This window comes from Pseudokineococcus sp. 1T1Z-3, from assembly GCF_037482365.1.
In the GTDB taxonomy this organism is placed as follows: Bacteria; Actinomycetota; Actinomycetes; order Actinomycetales; family Quadrisphaeraceae; genus Pseudokineococcus.
Map to the genome: position 1 here is coordinate 63,479 of NZ_JBBHZF010000020.1, position 19,244 is coordinate 82,722.

Genomic DNA, 19,244 nt, shown 5'->3' on the forward strand with positions numbered 1-19,244 from the left:
GGGTCCTCCGGGTCGTGGCCGCCGGCGGGCCGCTCGCGCGGGCTGGCGGGTAGAGGGCGGGTGGGAGTGGCGGGTCGGGTGCGCAGCCCCGCCGGCACGAGGGGTCGGCGGCGCTGTCGGTGGGCGCCCCCATGATGACGGGGTGCTGCTCTCGACGCTCGCCGCCGCCCTGGACCAGGTCGCGGCCACCTCCTCGCGCCGCGCCAAGGCCGAGCTCGTCGCCGACGTCCTGCGCAGGGCCGCCACCGGCGCGCCGGCCGAGCGCGACGTCGTCGTCCGCTACCTGGAGGGCGAGCTGCGCCAGCGGCGCACCGGCCTGGGGTGGCGCTCGCTGGCCGACCCGCCGCCGCCGGCCGCCGCGGCCTCGCTCGCGGTGCTCGACGTCGACGCCGCGATGGCGTCCGCGGCGGCGGAGTCGGGCCCCGGCTCGGGCGGGCGGCGGCAGGGGCTGCTGCGGGGCGTGCTCGCCGCCGCCACGGCACCGGAGCAGCGGCTCGTGGCCGGTCTCGTCTCCGGAGAGCTGCGCCAGGGCGCGCAGCGGGGCGTGCTCGTCGAGGGCCTCGCGCTCGCGGCCGGGGTGCCCGCCGCCGCGGTGCGCCGGGCGCTGACGCTGTCCGGTGACGTCGTCGAGGTCGCCGCCCTGGCGCTCGCCGCGGAGGGCCCCGGTGCGGCGCGAGCCGCCCTGGACGGCGTCGGCCTGCGTCTGGGACGGCCCGTCTCCCCCATGCTCGCGGCCTCGGCGCCCTCGCTCGGCGAGGCGCTGGCCCGCACGGGCGCCGCACTCGTGGAGTGGAAGCTCGACGGCGTCCGCGTGCAGGTGCACCGGCTCGGCCGCGAGGACGACGGCGAGGACGACGTCCGGGTCTGGACGCGGACGCTGGAGGAGGTCACCGACCGGCTCCCCGAGGTGGTCGCGGCGGTGCGGGCGCTGCCGGGCCAGGGTCGGCTCGTGCTCGACGGCGAGGTGCTGGCCCTGCGGCCGGCCGGCGGCGCCGCCCCGCGGGCGCCGTCGCCGGAGGCCGACGGCGAGGTGCCCGCCAGCGGCTCCGGGACGCCGGGCTGGCAGGCACGACGTCCTGCGCCCTTCCAGGAGACCTCCTCGCGCGTCGCCACGCGGACGCCGAGGGCCGAGCCGCCCCGACCCGGCGCGACGGTGGCCGACGGGGAGGGGGCCGAGGAGCCGCTGCAGCTGGTGCTCTTCGACGTCCTGCACCGGGACGGCACCGACCTGCTCGACGCGCCGCAGCACGAGCGCCGGGCCGTGCTGCTGGACCTGGCCCCGCACCTGGCGGTGCCCGGCGTGGCCGTCCCGGCCGCGGGCGAGGACGGCGAGGTCGGTGCCGGACGTCTCGCCGCGGCGGAGGAGCTCTCGCGGACGGCGCTGGCGCGCGGGCACGAGGGCGTCGTCGTCAAGGCGGCGGACGCCCCGTACGCCGCCGGACGTCGGGGCGCGGCGTGGGTCAAGGTCAAGCCGCGGCGCACGCTCGACCTCGTCGTGCTCGCCGTCGAGCACGGCTCCGGGCGTCGCCGCGGGACGTTGTCCAACCTGTGGCTCGGCGCACGGGACCCCCGCGGCCGCTTCGGGCCGGCCGGCGGCCTCGTCATGCTGGGCAAGACCTTCAAGGGGCTCACCGACGCGATGCTGGCCTGGCAGACCGAGCACCTGGGCGCCCTGGCGGTCGAGGACTCCCGCGGGGTCGTGCGGGTCCGGCCCGAGCTCGTCGTCGAGATCGCACTCGACGGCGTCCAGACCTCCCCGCGCTACCCCGCCGGCCTGGCGCTGCGCTTCGCCCGCGTCCTGGCCCACCGGCCCGACAAGCCGGCCTCGGAGGCCGACGTCGTCGAGGAGGTGGAGCGGCTGCACGCCGCTGCGGCCGGGCCGCCGTCGCCCTCGTGAGCACCGAGGACCTCCTCGCCGTCGTCCGCGCGCCCGCGGGGCTCGGCCTCGCCGACGCCGAGCGCGCGTGGGCGGTGCCCGCCCGCGACGCCGCCGCCGCCGCGGAGGTCCTCGCGCGCCTGGAGTCCGAGCGCTCGCCCCGCTGGGTGCTGTGGTCGGCGGAGGACCTGCTCGGGCCGCTGCTGGACGCCGCGCCCGACCTGCGGCTGGCGCGCGCGTGGGACCTCGCGGCCGTCTGCCGGCTGCTGGAGGGTGGGGCACGAGACGACCCCTCGGCCGTCGTCGCCGCCGCGGCCGGGCTCGACCCGGGCGCGGCGCCGGCGGCGGGGCAGCTCGACCTGGGCGGTCTGGTCGAGGAGGCCGGCGGCGCGGGCGACGGTGGGGCCGGCGGGCCGCTGCGGGCCGACGGGCACCTGCGGGCCGACTGGGCCGACGGCGCCTGGGCCGCGTCGCCGGCGAGCGCCGCGGCGTGGGCCGAGCTCGCGCTCGCCACCGCGGGTCGCCAGCGCGAGCAGCTGACGGGCCCCTCGGCCTCGGGGCGGGCCGGCCCGCTGCACACGGCGTGGTCGGAGTCCGCGGCGTCGCTGCTGGCCGTCGAGCTCGGCACGAGCGGTCTGCCGCTGGACGTCGGCGTGGCCGCCGAGGTCCTCGACCGGCTCGTCGGCCCACCCGCCGGGACCGAGCGGGAGGCCGCCGCCCAGCGCGCCGCCCGCGACGCGCCCGTCCTGCGGCTGCTCGGCGACGCCACGGTGGACCTGCGCAACCCGGCCGCGGTGCGCGCCGCCCTCGCCTCCCGAGGGCTCGACCTGCCCGACACCCGGTCCTGGCGCCTGGAGCAGCTGGCCGCCGCGCCCGGTGCCCACCCGGTCCTGGCCGCCCTCGTCGGGTGGCGCCAGCGCGAGCGCTTCGCCGTCGCGCACGGGCACCGCTGGCTGGCCGAGCACGTCGCGGGCGGGCGGCTGCGCGCCACGTGGTCGGCGAGCGACGGCGGCGCCGGCCGGATGACGGCGACGGGCGGCGTCCACAGCCTGCCCCGGGAGCTGCGCCCGGCCGTCCGGGCCGATCCCGGGCACCTGCTCGTGCGCGCCGACCTCGGGCAGGTCGAGCCGCGCGTCCTCGCCGTGGTCTCCGGCGACGAGGGGCTCGTGCGCGCCGCGGCGGCCGAGGACCTCTACTCCCCCGTCGCGCGACGGCTCGGCGTCGGGCGCGACGTCGCGAAGGTCGCGGTGCTCGCCGCGATGTACGGCCAGACGAGCGGGGCCGCCGGGGCCGCGCTCGCCGGGATGGAGCGGGAGTACCCCCGCGCCACCGGCCTCCTCGTCGAGGCGGCGCGGCGCGGCGCCGCCGGCGAGGACGTGCGGACGGCGGGCGGTCGCCGGGTGCGCGGGCACCGGCCCGAGGACGTCCCGGTCGAGGCGGGCACCGCCGCCCTCGACGCCCATCGCCAGGCGCTGGCCGCCCGGGGCCGCTACACCCGCAACGCCGTCGTGCAGGGCTCGGCCGCCGAGCTGTTCAAGGCGTGGGCGGCCACCGTCCGCGCGCGCCTGCTCACGAGCGGCCCGTCACCCTCCGAGCGCGACGGCGAGGTCGTGCTCTGCCTGCACGACGAGCTGCTGCTCCACGTCCGCGCCGACGCCGCCGAGCGGGTCGCCCGCGACCTCGTCGCCGACCTCGACGCCGCGGCCGCCCGCTGGTGCCGCGCCGTCGGCGGCCCGCCCGTCCGCTTCACCGCCGACGTCGCCGTCGTCGAGGACTGGTCGCAGGCCAAGGGCTGACCGAGGGCCTCCCCTTCCTCCCTCGGGCGCGTCGTCGCCGGCTCGCGCCCCTCAGGCCTGCGCCCGCCGGTCGTCGAAGGCCGGCCAGGGCGTGCCGGCGGGGCGCAGGGTGCTCCAGCCCCTCGCGCGGGAGGCTGCGGCCGCGAGGACGCCGACGACGGCCGTCGGGTTGTGCAGGCGGCCGGCGAGGACGGCCTCGACGGCGTCGTCGAGGGGCACCCAGCGCACCTCCATGTCGGCCTCCTCGTGCTCGCGCGCGAAGCGGTCGGCCTCGGGCACGGGTGACAGGTCGCGGGCCAGGTAGACCCGCAGCGCCTCGTCGGAGCCGCCGGGCGTCGTGTAGTACTCCGCCAGCACGTCCCAGCGGCCGGCGACGACGTCGGCCTCCTCCGCCAGCTCGCGGGCCGCGGCCTCGTGCGGGGGCTCGCCGTCGACGTCGAGCAGGCCGGCGGGCACCTCCCAGAGCTCGTGCCGCACGGGGTGGCGGTACTGGCGAAGCAGCAGCACCCGCTCCTGCTCGTCGAGGGCGAGGATCCCGACGGCGCCGGGGTGGACGACCTTGTCCCGGCGCACCGGCTCGGGCCCGCCCAGGTCGACCACCTCGGTGGCGACGTCCCACACGTGCCCGGAGAAGACGACCTCCGAGGAGCTCACCGGCCGCGGCGCCAGCACGTCGGCGAGCTCGACCGGGTCCGGCACACCTCCGCTGGAGAGGGGACCGCTCATGCCAGCACCTCGTCGACCTCGACGAGCCGCTCCTCGCGCTGGCGGGCGACGGCGGCCGCGACGAGCCCGGCGAACAGCGGGTGCGCGCGGGTCGGGCGGGAGCGGAACTCCGGGTGGGCCTGCGTCCCGACGTAGAACGGGTGCACCTCTCGGGGCAGCTCGACGAACTCCACGAGCGCCCGGTCCGGCGACTGCCCAGAGACGACGAGGCCGGCGGCCTCCAGCTGCTCGCGGTAGCCGTTGTTGACCTCGTACCGGTGGCGGTGCCGCTCGGAGACCAGCTCGCTGCCGTAGGCCTGCGCCACCACCGACCCGGGGGTGAGCGCGGCCGGGTAGAGGCCGAGACGCATGGTGCCGCCGAGGTCGCCGGCGCCGTCGACGAAGGCCTTCTGCTCCTCCATCGTCGCGATGACGGGGTGCGGGGTCGACGGGTCGAACTCCGAGCTCGACGCGCCCGCGAGCCCGGCGACCGAGCGGGCGTGCTCGATGACCATGCACTGCAGCCCGAGGCACAGGCCCAGCGTCGGCACCCGGTTCTCCCGCGCCCACGTCAGCGCGCCGAGCTTGCCCTCGATGCCGCGGACGCCGAAGCCGCCGGGGACGCAGACCGCGTCGACCCCGGCGAGCGCCCGCCGGGCCCCCTCGGGGCTGGTGCACTCGTCGGAGGCCACCCACTGCAGGACCACGCGGGCGTCGGTCGCGAAGCCGCCGGCCCGCAGCGCCTCGGTGACCGAGAGGTAGGCGTCGGGCAGGTCGACGTACTTGCCGACGAGCGCCACGCGCACGGTGTGCCGCGGGGCGTGCACGCGCGCCAGCAGCCGGTCCCACTCGCTCCAGTCGACGTCGCGGAACGGCAGCCCCAGCCGCTGGACGATGTAGGCGTCCAGGCCCTCGGCGTGCAGCACCTTCGGGATGTCGTAGATCGACGGCGCGTCCGCGGCCGTCGCCACGGCCGCCTCGTCGACGTCGCAGCTGTTGGCGATCTTGCGCTTGATGCCGTCCGGGATCGGCCGGTCGGAGCGGCAGACGATCGCGTCGGGCTGGATGCCGATGTTGCGCAGCGCGGCGACCGAGTGCTGCGTCGGCTTGGTCTTGAGCTCCCCGCTCGGGCCGATGTAGGGCACGAGGGAGACGTGGACGAAGAAGACGTCGTCGCGGCCGACGTCGCGGCGCACCTGGCGGGCGGCCTCCAGGAAGGGCAGCGACTCGATGTCGCCGACCGTGCCGCCGACCTCGGTGATGATGACGTCGGGCGGCGCCTCCCCGGCGGGCCCGGGCACGGCCTTGGCGCGCATCCGCGCCTTGATCTCGTCGGTGATGTGCGGGATGACCTGGACGGTGTCGCCGAGGTACTCCCCGCGGCGCTCCTTGGCGATGACCTCGGAGTAGACCTGGCCGGTCGTGATGTTGGCGGCCGCGTCGAGGTCGACGTCGAGGAAGCGCTCGTAGTGGCCGATGTCCAGGTCGGTCTCGGCGCCGTCGTCGGTGACGAAGACCTCGCCGTGCTGGAACGGGTTCATCGTCCCGGGGTCGACGTTGAGGTAGGGGTCGAGCTTCTGCATCGACACCCGCAGCCCGCGGGCCCGCAGCAGGTGCCCCAGGCTCGAGGCCGTGAGCCCTTTGCCGAGCGAGGAGGCGACCCCGCCGGTGACGAAGATGTGCCGCGTGCTGCTGCCGAGCGCGCCGCCGGACCGGGTGAGACCGCGTTCTGCCACGGGGTTCGACGGTATCAGCGCCCCGGGCCGTCGGGTCCCACGCCGGGCGCAGTGCCCGTGCCCCCTCCGGGGCCCGTCAGCGGCCGGCGCCGGCGAGGCGGGCGTAGCGCTCCACCCACCCGCGCAGCACGTCCGCGCGCCGGGGCAGGGCCAGGAAGGCCTCCCGGGAGGCACGCCCGGCGGCCTCGCGGGCCCGCGGGTCGGCCAGCAGAGCGCCCACCTCCTCGGCCAGCGCCCGGTCGTCGCCGACGGGGACGAGCGCGCCGACGCCCTCGAGCAGGTCGGGCAGCCCCCCCGTGCGGGTCGCGACGACGGGCAGCCCCGCGGCCATCGCCTCCTGCACCGCCAGCGACCGCGCCTCCCAGGTGCTGGACAGGGCGAGGACGTCCGCCCGCGCCAGCAGCGCGGGGACGTCGTCGCGGGCGCCGAGGAAGCGCACCGGCGCCCCGAGCGCCTCCACCTGCCGCCGCAGGCTGCGCCCGAGGGCGGGGTCGCCGTCGCCGACGACGCACCACAGCGCCGGCGGCCCGCCCCGCTGCGCCGTGGCGGCGACCGTGCGGGCCGCCGCGCGCACGAGCGTCGGCAGGTCCTTCTGCGGCGCGACGCGGCTGACCGTGAGCACCAGCGGCGTGCCGGGGGCGACGTCCTCCAGGCCGGGCGGCGGCGGGGGGGACGTCGCCCCGCGGGTCTGCGCTGCCCGCGCCGGCTCCCCCGGGGGGCCCTCCGTCTGGCCGACGGCGTCGGGCACGGCGACGGGCGTCAGCTCGGCGTGCCGCGCGCCCAGCTGCCGGGCCCGCTCGACGAGGTCCCCCGAGGCGCCCGTGAGGAGGTCGGCGCGCCGGGCCTGCAGGCGCTCGGCGAGCGCCCGCAGCGCCCGGCCCGGCCCGTCGGGGCCGAGGACGGCGTTGTGCCAGGTGACGACGAGCACGGGACGTCCGGCCCGGTCCGGCCCGCCGGGCAGCCGCCCCCGGCGCCTGCGCGGCGTCGGCCGCAGCAGCAGCGCGGCGAGCAGCCCGGCCTGGTGGCCGTGGGCGTGCACGACGTCGGCGCCGCGGGCCAGCGCCCGCAGCCGGCGCAGGCGCCGGGCGCCGGCCACGGGGTGCCACAGGTCCGGCCACAGCTCCTGCACGGCGGCCTCCTCCACCGCCCCGAGGCGTCCCCAACGGCCGGCGGTCAGCGCGCTCGTCGCGACGACGCGCTGCACGCCCGCGGCGGCCAGGCCTCCCGCCAGGTCGGCGACGTGCCCCGCGACCCCGCCCGTGGCGTGCCCAGCGAGCAGCAGGACCCTCACCGTCGTCCCCCGCGCGCGGGGACCGGCGACCCGTCGTCCCCGCGGGCGGGGCGGCGGCGCCGCACCCGGGCCAGGAGCGCGCCGGCGGCCCCGCGGTCGGCCACGAGCGCGACGGCGAGCACGACGACGGCCGCGACCACCGCGCCCGTCAGCCCCGCGGCGAGCAGGAGCAGGGGGCCGCTGGCCGCCGCGCCGCCGACGCCGAGGACCTCGGCGACCTCTCCGCTCGTCGCCCCGCCGGTGAGCGCGTCGGTGACCACGCGCCCGGCGGCCGCGCCGAGCACCGCAGCGCCCACCGACGCCGCGCAGGTCCGGCCGACACCGGCGAGCGCCTCCCGCCCTGCCGCGCGCGCCAGCGCCCGCAGCAGGAGCACCGCGGCGACGACCATGCCGACGCTCGTGCCCCCGGCCATGGCGACGACCCGCTCGGAGCCGGGCAGAGCCGCCGCCAGCACCACCTGGGCGAGCACGACGACGAGCCACCCCGCGACGGTGGCCGCCGCGGCCGCCCGGCCCCGCTCCAGGGCGTAGAGCGCGCGCCCGACGTGGGCGACGAGCGCGAGCCCGAGCAGGGAGGGCGCGATCGCCGTGACCGCCGGGGAGACGGCGCCGTACGCCGTCGCGCTGCCCGTCAGCACGCTGGCCCGGCCGACGTCGAGGCCGGCGTAGAAGACCTCGACCGCCGGGGCCACCGCCGCCAGCACCGCCGCACCGAGCAGCGCCACGAGGACGACGGCCCGCGTGCTCGTCGCCGCCGTCCGCGCGTAGCCGGCACCGTCGCCGCTCGCCGCGAGCTCGGCGAGCCGGGGGAAGGCGCTGGTGGCCAGCGGCACCGCGAGGACGGCGTAGGGCAGCAGGGCGACCGGCTGGACCACCTGGACGAAGACGCTGAAGGAGCCGGGCACCGGCTCGCCGAGCCGGCCGCCGAGCACCAGGGCGGTGAGGACGGCCGCCTGCTGGGCGAGCAGGGCGAGCAGCCCGGCGGCGGCCAGCGAGCGGGCGCGGGCGAGGACGCCGGGCGGGAAGCGCAGGGTCGGCCGCGGGCGGAGGCCGCTGGCCAGCACGGGCGCGAGCAGCGGGAGGGTGAGGACGAGCACGCCGAGCGTCGTCCCGCCCGCCAGCGCCGCGAGGGCGAGCGCGGGGACGTCCCCGCTGCCACGGGCGTCGCCGGCCAGGGCGCCGTAGGCGAGGTAGGCGCCGATGACGACCAGGCTGGAGACGAGCGGCGCCAGCGCCGGCCACGCGAAGCGCCGCTGCGCCTGGAGGGCGCCGGTCAGCACGACGCCCAACCCGTAGAGGACGACCTGGGGGGCGAAGACGACGAGCATGAGGGCCACGAGCGCGCGCTGGTCGCCCTCGGGGCGCAGCAGCGCGGAGAGCGGGCCGGCCAGCAGCGCGACGACGACGGCGGCCGGCGCGAGCAGGAGCAGCGACCAGCCGAGCAGGGCGCCGACGACCCGGTCGACGACCGCCTTCTCCCCCCGCGCGAGCGGCCCGGCCAGCAGGGGCACCACCGCACCCGCGAGCGCCCCGCCGGCGACGACCTCGAACAGGACGTTGGGCACCGTGTTGGCCGCGTTGTAGGCCTCCCCGACGGCGGTGGCGTTGCCGACCGACCCGGTGAAGACGAGCCCGCGCGCGAAGCCGGCGAGGCGGGCGAGCGCGGTGAGGACGGCGATGAGGGCGGCCGCGCCGAGGAGCCCGCGACCGAGCGGGCTCATCGTCGGGCGGGACCGGCCGCCGCGGCCGCCGCGGAGGGGCTGCGCCCGAGCCCGTCGAGCTCGCGCAGCAGAGGGGTCGCCTCGATGACCCGGGTGAAGCTGACCCGCTCGGAGAGGGCCGTCAGGGCGAGGACGACGCCGAGGACGACGCCGCGGGCGCTGCGGGAGCGGGTGCGCGTGAGCAGCGCCGTCCCCAGCAGGGCGCCGGCGGCGTTGGCGCCGCAGTCGCCGAGCATGGCGCGCTCGCGCAGGTCCGGCGCCAGGAGCACGGCGGCCGCGCCGGCGCCGGCCGCGGCGAGGGGGGCACCGGCGCGCGAGCCGGGTACTCCGGCACCACCGACGAGGTGCCCGAGCAGGAGGACCACCTTGAGCGCCCGGCCCGGGCGCAGGTCGAGCAGGTTGACGAGGTTGGCCGACCCGGCGACCAGGCCCCCGGCGACCAGCCGGTCGAGCACCTGCTCGCCCGACCGGGCGCCCGCGCCGGCGCGACCGAGCGGGCCGCGCCCGTCGACGAGCGCGGCACCGGCCAGGGCGGCCGCCGAGATGCCGAGCACCTTCAGCCCGCCGGTCGTCAGCCGGCCGTGCGCCAGCGCGCCCAGGTGGCCCCGCAGCCCCTTGGTGGCCGTCACCCCGCCGACCCCGACAGACCCACCCCCGACGGGACCGGCACCGACGGGACCGGCACCGACGGGACCTGCAGCGACGCGCGGGGAGCCCGCGAGGTCGTCGACGACGCCGAGCGTGCCCGCGACGCCCACGACCAGCGCGGCCCCGGCCCGCACCCGCCCCGGCAGGGGTGCGGCGGCGACCCCCGCCAGGGCGCCGAGCGTCAGGGCCGGCCCGGCGAGCAGCGTGACCGGCGCGCCGCGGTGGTTGGTGCGGGCCCAGGACCGCCCGGCGGGTCGCCGCGCGAGCACCGAGGCGCCGGCCCAGCCGGCCCCGGCGGCCAGGGCCGCTGCGGCGGCTGGGAGGAGCCGGCGGCTCACCCGCCGACCTCTCCCCCGGCGCCCTCGCCGTCACCAGCGCCCTCGCCGTCACCAGCGCCCTCGTCGCCCGGGACGCCGTCACCCGCCCGCTGGGGCAGCGGCGGCAGGATGCCGTCGACGCCGGGCTGGGTGCCGTACTGCCCCGCGCCGCCCCTCAGCTGCTCGTGCAGCGCCAGGACGACGGCGAGCGCCCCCGCCGGCGACGCGGCCGTGTCCACCCCGCTGACGTCCGCCTCGAGAGGGTCGGCGCGCAGGGCCGCGAGCGGGGAGAGCGCGGAGGTCGCCCCCTCGGGGCTCGCCAGCACGACCGCCCCCGAGGCGGTCTCCAGCGCGCCGAGGAGGGAGGTCACCGCGGCCAGGCCCGCCGCATCGTCCTCGCTGCCGGCCGTGGGGGGCTCGGCCGGGGCGAGCACGAGCACGCTGGTCGCCCGCAGGAGCGGGTCGCCGTCGACCTCGACGAGGCCGGCGGCGACGAGCGCGTCGAGCACCGGCCCGCCGGTGGCCGACGCCGTGCCCGCCAGCGCGACCTCCGAGGTCGTCACGGCCTCGGCGAGGACGACGGCCAGCGCGGCCGGCGGCTCCAGGTCCCGCCCGGCGAGCGGCGTCAGCGCCAGCGCAGGCAGCGCCTCGACGGCCTGCTGGCGGGCGTCGGCGCCCTCGGGCGAGGTCCACGCGGGCGTCACGGCCACGACGCCGGTCACGGTGCCGCCGGCGTCCTCGACGTCGTCCTCGAGGTCCTCCGTCAGCTGCTCGTCGGCGCCCGGCAGCGTCAGGAGCACCGTCGAGCTGCCGTCGAGGGCGCCGGCGACGACGGCCGGGGCCAGCGCCTGCACGGCGGCGTCGCGGGCGGCCAGGTCCCCCGTGAGGCCTGCGACCTCGCCCTGCAGGGCGATCCGGTCCTCCCGCAGCAGGTCGACCTGGCTGCTGAGCGTGTCGCCGATGGAGTCGCGCAGGGGGCCGGCTCCCAGGACGACGCCGATGGCGAGGGCGATGAAGACGCTCACCAGCGACACGAGGTGGTAGCGGAAGTCGATCACCGGGAGGCTCCTGCAGGCGTCGCGGACGGGGAGGGCGCGGGTGGGCGGGCGCCTCTCACCCCGTCCACCCCCGCAGGGGGGCGAGCAGGCCGTCGAGCTGGGCGAGCAGGAGCACGAGGAGCGTCTGCCCGCCCGAGGTCGAGAGCATCGCCACGAGCAGCGCCGCGAGGCCGGCGACGAGCAGGGCCGTGACCTGCAGGGTCGAGATCCGCTGCCGGTAGAGCCGGGAGACGCCCTTGGCGTCGACGAGCTTGCCGCCGACGCGCAGCCGGGTGAGGAAGGTGCTCGCCATGCCGGCGCGCCCCTTGTCGAGGAACTCCACGAGCGTCGCGTGCGTGCCGACGGCGACGATGAGCTCGGCCCCGCCGTCGTCGGCGATGAGCATGGCGATGTCCTCGCTCGTGCCCGTCGCGGGGAAGACGACGGGGTCGACGCCGAGGGCCTCCACCCGCTCGAGCCCGGGCGCGCGCCCGTCCCGGTAGGCGTGGACGACCACCTCGGCGCCGCTGGTCAGCGCCGCGTCGGAGACCGAGTCCATGTCGCCGACGACCATGTCGAGCCGGTGGCCGGCCTCCAGGATCGCGTCCGCGCCGCCGTCGACGCCGACGAGGACGGGCCGGTACTCGCGGATGTAGGGCCGCAGCGTCGCGAGGTCCTCGCGGTAGTGGTAGCCGCGGACGACGACGAGCGCCTGGCGGCCCTCGAAGGAGGTCCGCACGTCGGGCACGCCGACCCCGTCGAGCAGCAGCTCCCGCTCGCGCAGCATGTACTCCATCGTGTTGGCCGCGAACTGCTCCAGCTGCTCCGACAGGCCGGTGCGCGCGGCCTCCATGGCCGCCGCGACGCTCGTGGGGCTGTGGCGGGTGCCGGAGGCGACGACCCGCTCGCCGCCGTGCTCGTCGAGCAGCAGCAGCTGCTCCCCCTCGACGCGCACCCGCTGGCCCTCGCGCAGCTCGTCGAGGACGTCGCTGCCGACCCCGTCGAGCAGCACCACACCGGCCTCGACGAGGATCTTCGGGCCGAGGTTCGGGTAGCGCCCCGAGATGCTCGCGGCCGCGTTGACGACGGCGGCGGGCTGGGCGGCCACCAGCGCGTCGGCGGCCACGCGGTCGACGTCCTCGTGGTCGACCAGGGCGACGTCGCCCGGGTCCAGGCGCTTGGTGAGGTCCTTGGTGCGCCGGTCCACGCGCAGGACGCCACCGCCACCGACCGGCCCTCCCGGCATGCCGGGTCGCCGGCGCAGCAGTCGTCTCATCGCCGCCGATGGTCCCACGACCGCGGGGGCGGACGTGGCGGCGAGGTGTCCGCGGCGCGTCCGTCAGGGGCGGCGGGCGCCCTCCAGCAGCTCGGCCGCGTGGGCGCGGGCGCTGCTGCTCGTGCCCTGGCCGGCGAGCATGCGGGCCAGCTCGGCGACCCGCCCGGCGTCGTCGAGCGCACGCACGCCGCTCGCGACGACCTGGCCGTCGCCGCTCTTCTCGACGAGCAGGTGGGCGTCGGCGAAGGCGGCCACCTGCGGCAGGTGCGTGACGACGATGACCTGCGCGCGCTCGGCGAGGGCGGCCAGGCGGCGCCCCACCTCGACGGCGGCGCGCCCGCCGACGCCGGCGTCGACCTCGTCGAAGACGAAGGTCTCGACCGGGTCGGCGGCGGCGAGCACGACCTCCAGGGCGAGCATGACGCGCGAGAGCTCCCCGCCCGAGGCGCCGCGGGCCAGCGGTCGCGGCTCGGCGCCGGAGTGCGCGGCCAGCAGCAGGGCGACCTCGTCGCCGCCGGCAGGGGTCAGCTGCTCGGTGCGGCTCACCCGCACGACCAGCCGCGCCCCGCCCATGGCCAGCGCGGCGAGCTCGGCGGTCGCGGCCTGCGCGAGCCGGTCCCCTGCGTCCACGCGGGCGGCGTGCAGCACGTCGGCCAGCTGCTCGGCCTCCGCGGCGAGCTCGCCCTCCTGCGCGGCCAGGGCCTCGCCGCGGTCGTCGTCGCCGTCGAGGGCGAGGAGCCGCACCGAGGCCTGCTGCGCCCACGCCAGGACGCCGTCGGCGTCGTCGGCGTAGGTCCGCACGAGCGCCGCCAGCTCGGCGCGGCGCTCCTGCACGGCGGCGAGGCGGGCGGGGTCGGCCTCCAGCGAGGCCAGGTGCGCGGCGGCGTCCGCCCCCGCCTCGACGACGAGGACCGAGACCTCGGCGAGCCGGTCGGCGAGCGCCGCGAGCCCCGCGTCGTGGGCGCGGACGCCCTCCAGCGCGCGCCGGGCCGCCTCGACGGCGACGACGGCGCTGGCGCCACCGGCCCGCCCGCCGTCCTCGTCGCCGGTCAGGGCACCGGCGGCGGTGGCCGCGGCGAGCCGGAGGTCCTCGGCGTGGGTGAGCCGGTCGGCCTCGGCGGCCAGCGCGACGTCCTCCCCCGGCGTCGGCGCGACCTGCTCGACCCGTCGCAGGCCGTGGCGCAGCAGGTCGGCCTCCTGCGCCCGCTCGCGCCCGCGGGTGCGGATCTTCTCGAGCTCGGCCCGCACGGCCCGGTGCCGCTCGAAGACCTCGCGGTAGCGCGCCAGCGGCACCGCGACGGCGTCGCCGGCCGAGGCGTCGACCACCTCGCGCTGGCGCCGCGGCGAGCGCAGCAGCACCTGCTCGCTCTGGCCGTGGACGGCGACGAGGTCGTCGGCGAGCTCGCCCAGCAGCCCGTTCGGCACAGCCCGGCCGCCGACGTGCGCGCGGCTGCGGCCCCCCGCGGCCACGCTGCGGGCCACGAGCAGCTCCTCGCGCGGACGCCCCTCCGGGCCGGCCCCCGCCTCCTCCAGCTCGGCTCCCGCCTCCGCCGCGCGCACCGCGGCCCCGCTGCCGCCGGGCACGCTGAAGCGGCCCTCGACGAGGGCGGACCGGGCTCCCGCCCGCACGGCGCCGGCGTCGGCCCGCTCCCCGAGCAGCAGCCCGAGGCTCGTGACGACCATCGTCTTGCCGGCGCCGGTCTCCCCGGTCAGGACGGTCAGGCCGGGGCCGAGCTCCAGGGTGCTGGCGTCGATGACCCCGAGGTCGCGGATGCGGATCTCCTCCAGCACCGCGTCAGCCCTCGGGACCGGGGGGCGTGCCGTCGGCCGGGCCCCGCCACCCCTCGACGGGCAGCCGGAACTTCGCGACGAGGCGGTCGGTGAAGGGCCCGTCCGCCAGCCGCGCGAGCAGCAGCGGGTGGACGCCACGGGTGACCTCGATGCGCGAGCGGGGCGGCAGCTGCGCCGTCCGGCGGCCGTCGCACCACAGGACGCCGCCGCCCTGCGTGCGGGAGAGCACCTCCACGGCGAGCGTCGAGCCCGGAGAGGTGACCAGCGGCTTGGCGAAGAGCGCGTGAGCCGAGATCGGCACCATGAGCAGCGCCTGCACCTCGGGCCAGACCACCGGGCCGCCGGCCGAGAAGGCGTAGGCGGTCGAGCCTGTGGGCGTGGCCATGACGACGCCGTCGCAGCCGATGACCGAGACCGGCCGGCCGTCGACCTCCGTGACGACCTCCAGCATCCGCTCGCGGTCGGCCTTCTCGACGCTGGCCTCGTTGACGGCCCACGACGTCGCCACGCACTCCCCGTCGCGCAGCACCCGGACGTCGAGGGTCATCCGCTCCTCGACCCGGTAGTCGCCCGCGGCGATGCGGGCCACGGTGCGGGCCAGGTCGTCCCGCTCGCTCTCGGCGAGGAAGCCGACGTGCCCGAGGTTGATCCCGAGCAGCGGCACCGGCCGGTGCCGCACGAGCTCGGCCGCCCGCAGGATGGTGCCGTCGCCGCCGAGCACGAGGACGACCTCCGCGCCGGCGACGACGTGGTCCTCCAGCTCGGCGAGCTCGAGGACGGGGACGTCCTCGACGCCCGGGATCTCGGTGACCTCGTCGGCGAGCATGACCGGCCGCAGCCCCGCCTGCCGCAGCAGCAGCACGAGCTCGCGGGCCGCGCCGACCGCGCTCTCCCGGCCGGTGTGGGTGAGGACCAGGACGGTCCGCTCCCCGCTCGCCCCGAGGTCGCAGACCTCGGGGGGCGTGCCGGTCGAGGCCGCTCCCGAGGTCACGCGTGCTCCCGGGGCGTGGCCGACGCGGCGAGCGCCCCCGTCGGTCCCGCGGCCACGGCGTCGGCGGCGAGGGCAGGGAGGTCCGCGGCGGCGACGGGTCCACGGGCGCCGGAGGTGGGGGGGCCGCCGGGCGCGCGCAGCCGCAGGAAGTACTCGACGTTGCCGCTCGGGCCCGGCAGCGGGCTGGCGGCCGCGCCGAGGACGGCGAGGCCGACGTCCTGGCCGGCCCTGGCGACGTCGTGCACCGCGTCGGCACGCGCGCGGGGGTCACGGACGACCCCACCGGCCCCCAGCCGGCTCCGCCCCACCTCGAACTGCGGCTTGACCATGAGCAGCAGGTCGGCGCCGGGGGCGCTGCAGGCGGCCAGCGCGGGCAGCACGAGGCGCAGGGAGATGAAGGACAGGTCCGCGACCACGAGCGAGGGCAGCCCCCCGAGGGCGGCCTCGACGTCCGCCGGCGCGAGCTCGCGCACGTTCGTGCGGTCGCGGACGACGACGCGCTCGTCGCTGCGCACGGGCCACGCGAGCTGGCCGTACCCGACGTCGACCGCGAGGACGCGAGCCACCCCGCGGTCGAGCAGCACGTCGCTGAAGCCGCCCGTCGAGGCCCCGGCGTCGAGGGCGAGGCGCCCCTGGACCGGCACGTCGCCGAAGGCGGCCAGCGCACCGACGAGCTTGTGGGCGCCGCGGCTGGCCCACCGGCGGCCCGAGCCCTCCGGGCCGGCGCCGGGCTCGGCCTCGGCGACGAGGATGGCGACGGCCCGGTCGACCTGCGTCGCGGGCTTGGACGCCTGGGCGCCGGCGACGCGGACGGCCCCTGCCTCGACGAGGTCGCCCGCCTCGGCCCGCGAGCGGGCGAGGCCACGGCGCACCAGCTCGGCGTCCAGGCGCTGACGGCGGGCCGCGCTCATCGGGCCGTGCTCGTCGGGCGGGCGCCCGTCGGGTAGGCGCTCATCGGGCGGGGCTCGCCAAGGTCCGGGCCAGGCGCTCCGCCGCGTCCTCCAGGACCTCCGCCTGCACCAGCACCGGCGCGTCCTGCGGCATCGCCGTCACCGCGGCCTGTACCGCCTCGACCTCACCGTCCGCCCCACCACCGCAGGCGTCACCACCGGAGGCGCCGTCGTGCGTCCCGTGCGTCCCGGGCCGGGGGACCGGGCGCGGGGACGGGTCGCCGGCGCTCACGCCCGCCACGCTACCGGGCGTCGAGCGGGGCCAGCCGCTCCAGCAGGGTGGCCGAGACCTCGACCTCGCCGAGGTCCCACCGGGCCGCGCAGGCCGCACGCAGGAGGTCCAGCGGCGTCCCACCCTCCCGCGCGACGAGGCGCTCACCGTCACGGCGGACCACCGCGTCGCCGCAGCGCCAGCCCTCGTCGTCGGCGATGACGCGGGCTGCGGGCTCGTGCAGCGCACCGAGGTCGGCGCCCAGGTGGTCGGGACGCTGCTCCGGGACGGCGGCCAGCACCGAGGCGACGGTGTCGACGCCTGTGCAGACCCACAGGCTGGCCGCCCCTGTCGCGCGCGCGCCGGCGATGTCGGTGTCGAGCCGGTCGCCGACGACGAGCGCGCGGCGCCCCTCGGCGGCGGTCTCCAGCAGCGGCCGCTCGGGCTTGCCGGCGACGAGCGGCTCGGCGCCCGTCGCCGTCCGCACCGCCGCGACGAGGCTGCCGTTGCCGAGGGCCAGGCCACGCTCGCGGGCGAGCACGGTGTCGACGTTGGTGGCCACCCACAGCGCGCCCCCGCGGATGGCGAGGGCGGCCTCGGTGAGCTGGGCCCAGCCCACGTCGGGGCCGAAGCCCTGCAGGACGGCAACCGGCTCGTCGTCGGCCGAGGTGACGGGCACGAGACCTACCTGCTCGCACGCGGCGGGCACGCCGGGACCGCCGACGACCAGGACGCGGGCGCCCTCCCCGACGTGCTCGCGGACGAGGCGGGCGCCGGCCTGGGACGAGGTCCGCACCTCGTGCGGGCTCGCGGCGACGCCGGTGCGGGCGAGGTGCTCGGCGACGTCCTCCGGCGGCAACGAGGCGTTGTTCGTGACGAAGAGCACGGGGACGCCGCGCTCGCGGCAGGCGCGCACCCCCTCGGCGGCGCCGGCGACGGGCCGGCCTCCCGCGTAGACGGTGCCGTCCAGGTCGAGCAGGACCACCTCGAAGCCGTCGACCAGGGCCTCTGCCTCACCCACCGGTCCCTCCTCCGTCGGCCCGGTCGTCGGCGTCGCCGTCCTGCTGCTCGCCGGCGTCAGGATCTCGCTCCCCAGGGGCGTCGGCCAGGTCGTCAGCACCAGGAGACGGGGCACCAGGAGACGGGGCCCCCGGGGACGGGGCACCCGGGGACGGGGCACCGGAAGCGAGCCGGGGCTCGCGGGTGACGACGACGAGCCCCGGGTCCACCTGGTCCGGAGGCGGGCCCGCGGGTGCGCCGCCGCCCTCGTCGGCGCGCGGCTGCAGCAGCTCGCGGACGCGGGTGAGGGCCTCGACGTACTCGGTGCGCTGGGGCCTCATCGCGACGGCGAGCGCCAGCTGCTCGGCGGCCTGCGGCAGCCGCCCGAGGCGACGCAGCGCCGTGCCGTACCCGAAGCGGGCGTAGTCGGAGTCCGGGGCGATCTCGGCGAGCTGCTCGAAGGTGCGGACGGCTGCCCCGGGCCGACCGGCCACCAGCTGGGCGCGGCCGAGCGCCTCCAGGACGCTGGCCGAGCGCGGCTCCTGACTCGCGACCCGCTCCAGGACCGTGGCCGCCGCGGCGGCGTGGCCGTCCTCGAGCAGGCCGAGCCCGCGCTGGAGCCACTCGTAGGTGCCGAGCCCGTCCCCGGAGGGGCTGCCTCGGCCCTCCGAGGACGGGCTCGTGCCCGCCTCCTCCGGCCCGGGACTCACTCCTCCTCCCAGCTCACGACCCCGTCGTCGACCTCCTCGACCGGGCCGCCGGCAGGGGCAGCTCGGCGGCGAGGCGGACGACCCGCCGCCACGAGGGCGTCGTCGTAGGCCTCGCGCAACCGGTCCTGGGTCTCGGCGAGGTCCGCGGGGACGCGCCCGTCGAGCTCTGGGAGCTGGAGCACCAGGACAGCGGCGTCGTGCTGGCCGAGGTCCCCGCGGGCGCCGGCGACGACCATGGCCAGCTCGAGCTGGCCGGCGCGGTCAAGGCGGGCGGCCTCGGGCGACGCGGCGGCCTCCAGCGCACGCTCGGGACGACCCAGGCCTCGCTCGCAGTCGGCCATGACGGGCAGGTGCACCTGCGAGCCCGTGATGCGTCGGGCGGTCCGCAGCTCGCGCAACGCCTCGTCGTACTGCCCCGCTCGGTAGGCGGCCAGGCCCGCCGCCTCGCGGACGGCGCCGACCCGCCCGGCGCGGCGCTGGGCCACCCGCGCGTGCTCCAGCGCCCGCTGCGGGTCCTCGTCGAGCAGGGCCGCGACCATGACGAGATGACGGGCCACCTCGGTCGCGTTGTCGCTGGACAGCGCCCCGAGGTCGCGGCGGACGTCCTTGTCGAGCTCGGCCCCCGTCACCGTCTCAGGAACCTCGGGCTCGGGAGCCCGCGCAGGGCGGTCAGGACGGTCGTCGGGACGGCCTCGCGGTGGGACGCCACGGTGCGGGCCGCTGCGGTGGGCACCCACCGGACGGGCCGCCCCGCCGCCACCGCCGGACCGGCGTTGGCCGTCGAGGCGCTGCACCCCTCGCGCGCGGCTGTCTCGGTCCTGTGCCATGTGCTGCCTGTCCTCCGGGCGCCGTGGTGCTCTGCCAGCTGTCGGGGACAGCCTGCCCCACCGTCGAGGTGGTGCACGTCCCGCAGGCGCCGGCGAGGTCGAGCAGGACGTCGACGGCGTGGTCCCGAGGCGGTCCGGGTACGCCGGTCAGGCAGGGCATGCCGGTCAGAGCTCGCCGCTCAGAGCCCTCCGGGCACGCCGATCAGGGCCCGCCGGTCAGGGCCCGCCGGTCAGGGCCCGCCGGTCAGAGCCACCCGCTCAGAACCCACCCCCCGCCGGGGCCCGGCCCACCCGGGAACGCCAGAAGGGCCACCCGCTGGCAACAACCAACGGGCGGCCCTTCTGATGAAGAAGTCCGGCGG

At 78.8% G+C, this 19,244-nt stretch carries 16 protein-coding genes; 2 read left to right on the top strand and 14 right to left on the bottom strand.

The annotated features are described in order from the left end of the window. The first annotated feature begins 142 nt into the window (after positions 1-142). Positions 143-1,897 (top strand): ATP-dependent DNA ligase, encoded by a 1,755-nt coding sequence (locus WDV86_RS07315; RefSeq protein WP_339566953.1) that lies wholly within the window; start codon positions 143-145, stop codon positions 1,895-1,897. Then, complete coding sequence (locus WDV86_RS07320) at positions 1,894-3,672, top strand: DNA polymerase (protein WP_339566954.1); 1,779 nt, start codon at positions 1,894-1,896, stop codon at positions 3,670-3,672. The genes WDV86_RS07315 and WDV86_RS07320 overlap by 4 nt, the downstream gene beginning before the upstream one ends. A gap of 51 nt (positions 3,673-3,723) precedes the next feature. On the opposite strand, the gene WDV86_RS07325 is transcribed toward WDV86_RS07320, so the two are convergent. The 14 genes from WDV86_RS07325 to WDV86_RS07390 all read right to left on the bottom strand — a co-directional run bounded on the left by WDV86_RS07325 (position 3,724) and on the right by WDV86_RS07390 (position 18,684). Beyond that, positions 3,724-4,398 carry an NUDIX hydrolase gene (locus WDV86_RS07325; RefSeq protein ID WP_339566955.1) on the bottom strand — a complete coding sequence of 225 codons (675 nt, stop codon included), beginning with the start codon at positions 4,396-4,398 and terminating at the stop codon, positions 3,724-3,726. Next, a complete protein-coding gene (locus WDV86_RS07330) occupies positions 4,395-6,131 on the bottom strand; it encodes a CTP synthase (RefSeq protein WP_445262983.1) in 1,737 nt (578 codons plus the stop codon). The genes WDV86_RS07325 and WDV86_RS07330 overlap by 4 nt, the downstream gene beginning before the upstream one ends. Before the next feature lie 58 nt (positions 6,132-6,189). Beyond that, positions 6,190-7,404: a glycosyltransferase family 4 protein gene (locus WDV86_RS07335; protein ID WP_339566957.1), complete on the bottom strand. Its 1,215-nt coding sequence runs from the start codon at positions 7,402-7,404 to the stop codon at positions 6,190-6,192. Continuing rightward, entirely contained in the window at positions 7,401-9,125 is a 1,725-nt protein-coding gene (locus WDV86_RS07340; protein ID WP_339566958.1) for a lipid II flippase MurJ, read from the bottom strand. Before WDV86_RS07340 ends, WDV86_RS07335 begins: the two co-directional genes overlap by 4 nt. After that, entirely contained in the window at positions 9,122-10,111 is a 990-nt protein-coding gene (locus tag WDV86_RS07345; RefSeq protein WP_339566959.1) for a hypothetical protein, read from the bottom strand. The genes WDV86_RS07340 and WDV86_RS07345 overlap by 4 nt, the downstream gene beginning before the upstream one ends. After that, positions 10,108-11,148 (bottom strand): copper transporter, encoded by a 1,041-nt coding sequence (locus WDV86_RS07350; RefSeq protein ID WP_339566960.1) that lies wholly within the window; start codon positions 11,146-11,148, stop codon positions 10,108-10,110. Before WDV86_RS07350 ends, WDV86_RS07345 begins: the two co-directional genes overlap by 4 nt. Positions 11,149-11,203: 55 nt before the next feature. Continuing rightward, positions 11,204-12,403, bottom strand: a complete 1,200-nt coding sequence (steA, locus tag WDV86_RS07355; protein ID WP_339566961.1) for a putative cytokinetic ring protein SteA — start codon at positions 12,401-12,403, stop codon at positions 11,204-11,206. 63 nt (positions 12,404-12,466) lie between these two features. Continuing rightward, positions 12,467-14,194, bottom strand: coding sequence for a DNA repair protein RecN (gene recN / locus WDV86_RS07360; RefSeq protein ID WP_339566962.1), 1,728 nt, complete (start codon positions 14,192-14,194; stop codon positions 12,467-12,469). A gap of 4 nt (positions 14,195-14,198) precedes the next feature. After that, the gene (locus WDV86_RS07365; RefSeq protein WP_339566963.1) at positions 14,199-15,185 is read right to left on the bottom strand and encodes an NAD kinase; all 987 of its coding nucleotides are present in this window, start codon (positions 15,183-15,185) and stop codon (positions 14,199-14,201) included. Then, on the bottom strand, positions 15,182-16,096 hold the full coding sequence (locus WDV86_RS07370) for a TlyA family RNA methyltransferase (RefSeq protein ID WP_339566964.1): 915 nt from the start codon (positions 16,094-16,096) through the stop codon (positions 15,182-15,184). The genes WDV86_RS07365 and WDV86_RS07370 overlap by 4 nt, the downstream gene beginning before the upstream one ends. 40 nt (positions 16,097-16,136) lie before the next feature. After that, complete coding sequence (locus tag WDV86_RS07375) at positions 16,137-16,367, bottom strand: hypothetical protein (RefSeq protein WP_339566965.1); 231 nt, start codon at positions 16,365-16,367, stop codon at positions 16,137-16,139. A 10-nt stretch (positions 16,368-16,377) separates the two neighbouring features. Beyond that, positions 16,378-17,367: an HAD-IIA family hydrolase gene (locus WDV86_RS07380; protein WP_339566966.1), complete on the bottom strand. Its 990-nt coding sequence runs from the start codon at positions 17,365-17,367 to the stop codon at positions 16,378-16,380. Further along, complete coding sequence (locus WDV86_RS07385) at positions 17,360-18,055, bottom strand: tetratricopeptide repeat protein (protein WP_339566967.1); 696 nt, start codon at positions 18,053-18,055, stop codon at positions 17,360-17,362. Before WDV86_RS07385 ends, WDV86_RS07380 begins: the two co-directional genes overlap by 8 nt. Then, positions 18,052-18,684 (bottom strand): hypothetical protein, encoded by a 633-nt coding sequence (locus tag WDV86_RS07390; protein WP_339566968.1) that lies wholly within the window; start codon positions 18,682-18,684, stop codon positions 18,052-18,054. Before WDV86_RS07390 ends, WDV86_RS07385 begins: the two co-directional genes overlap by 4 nt. Positions 18,685-19,244 lie beyond the last annotated feature (560 nt).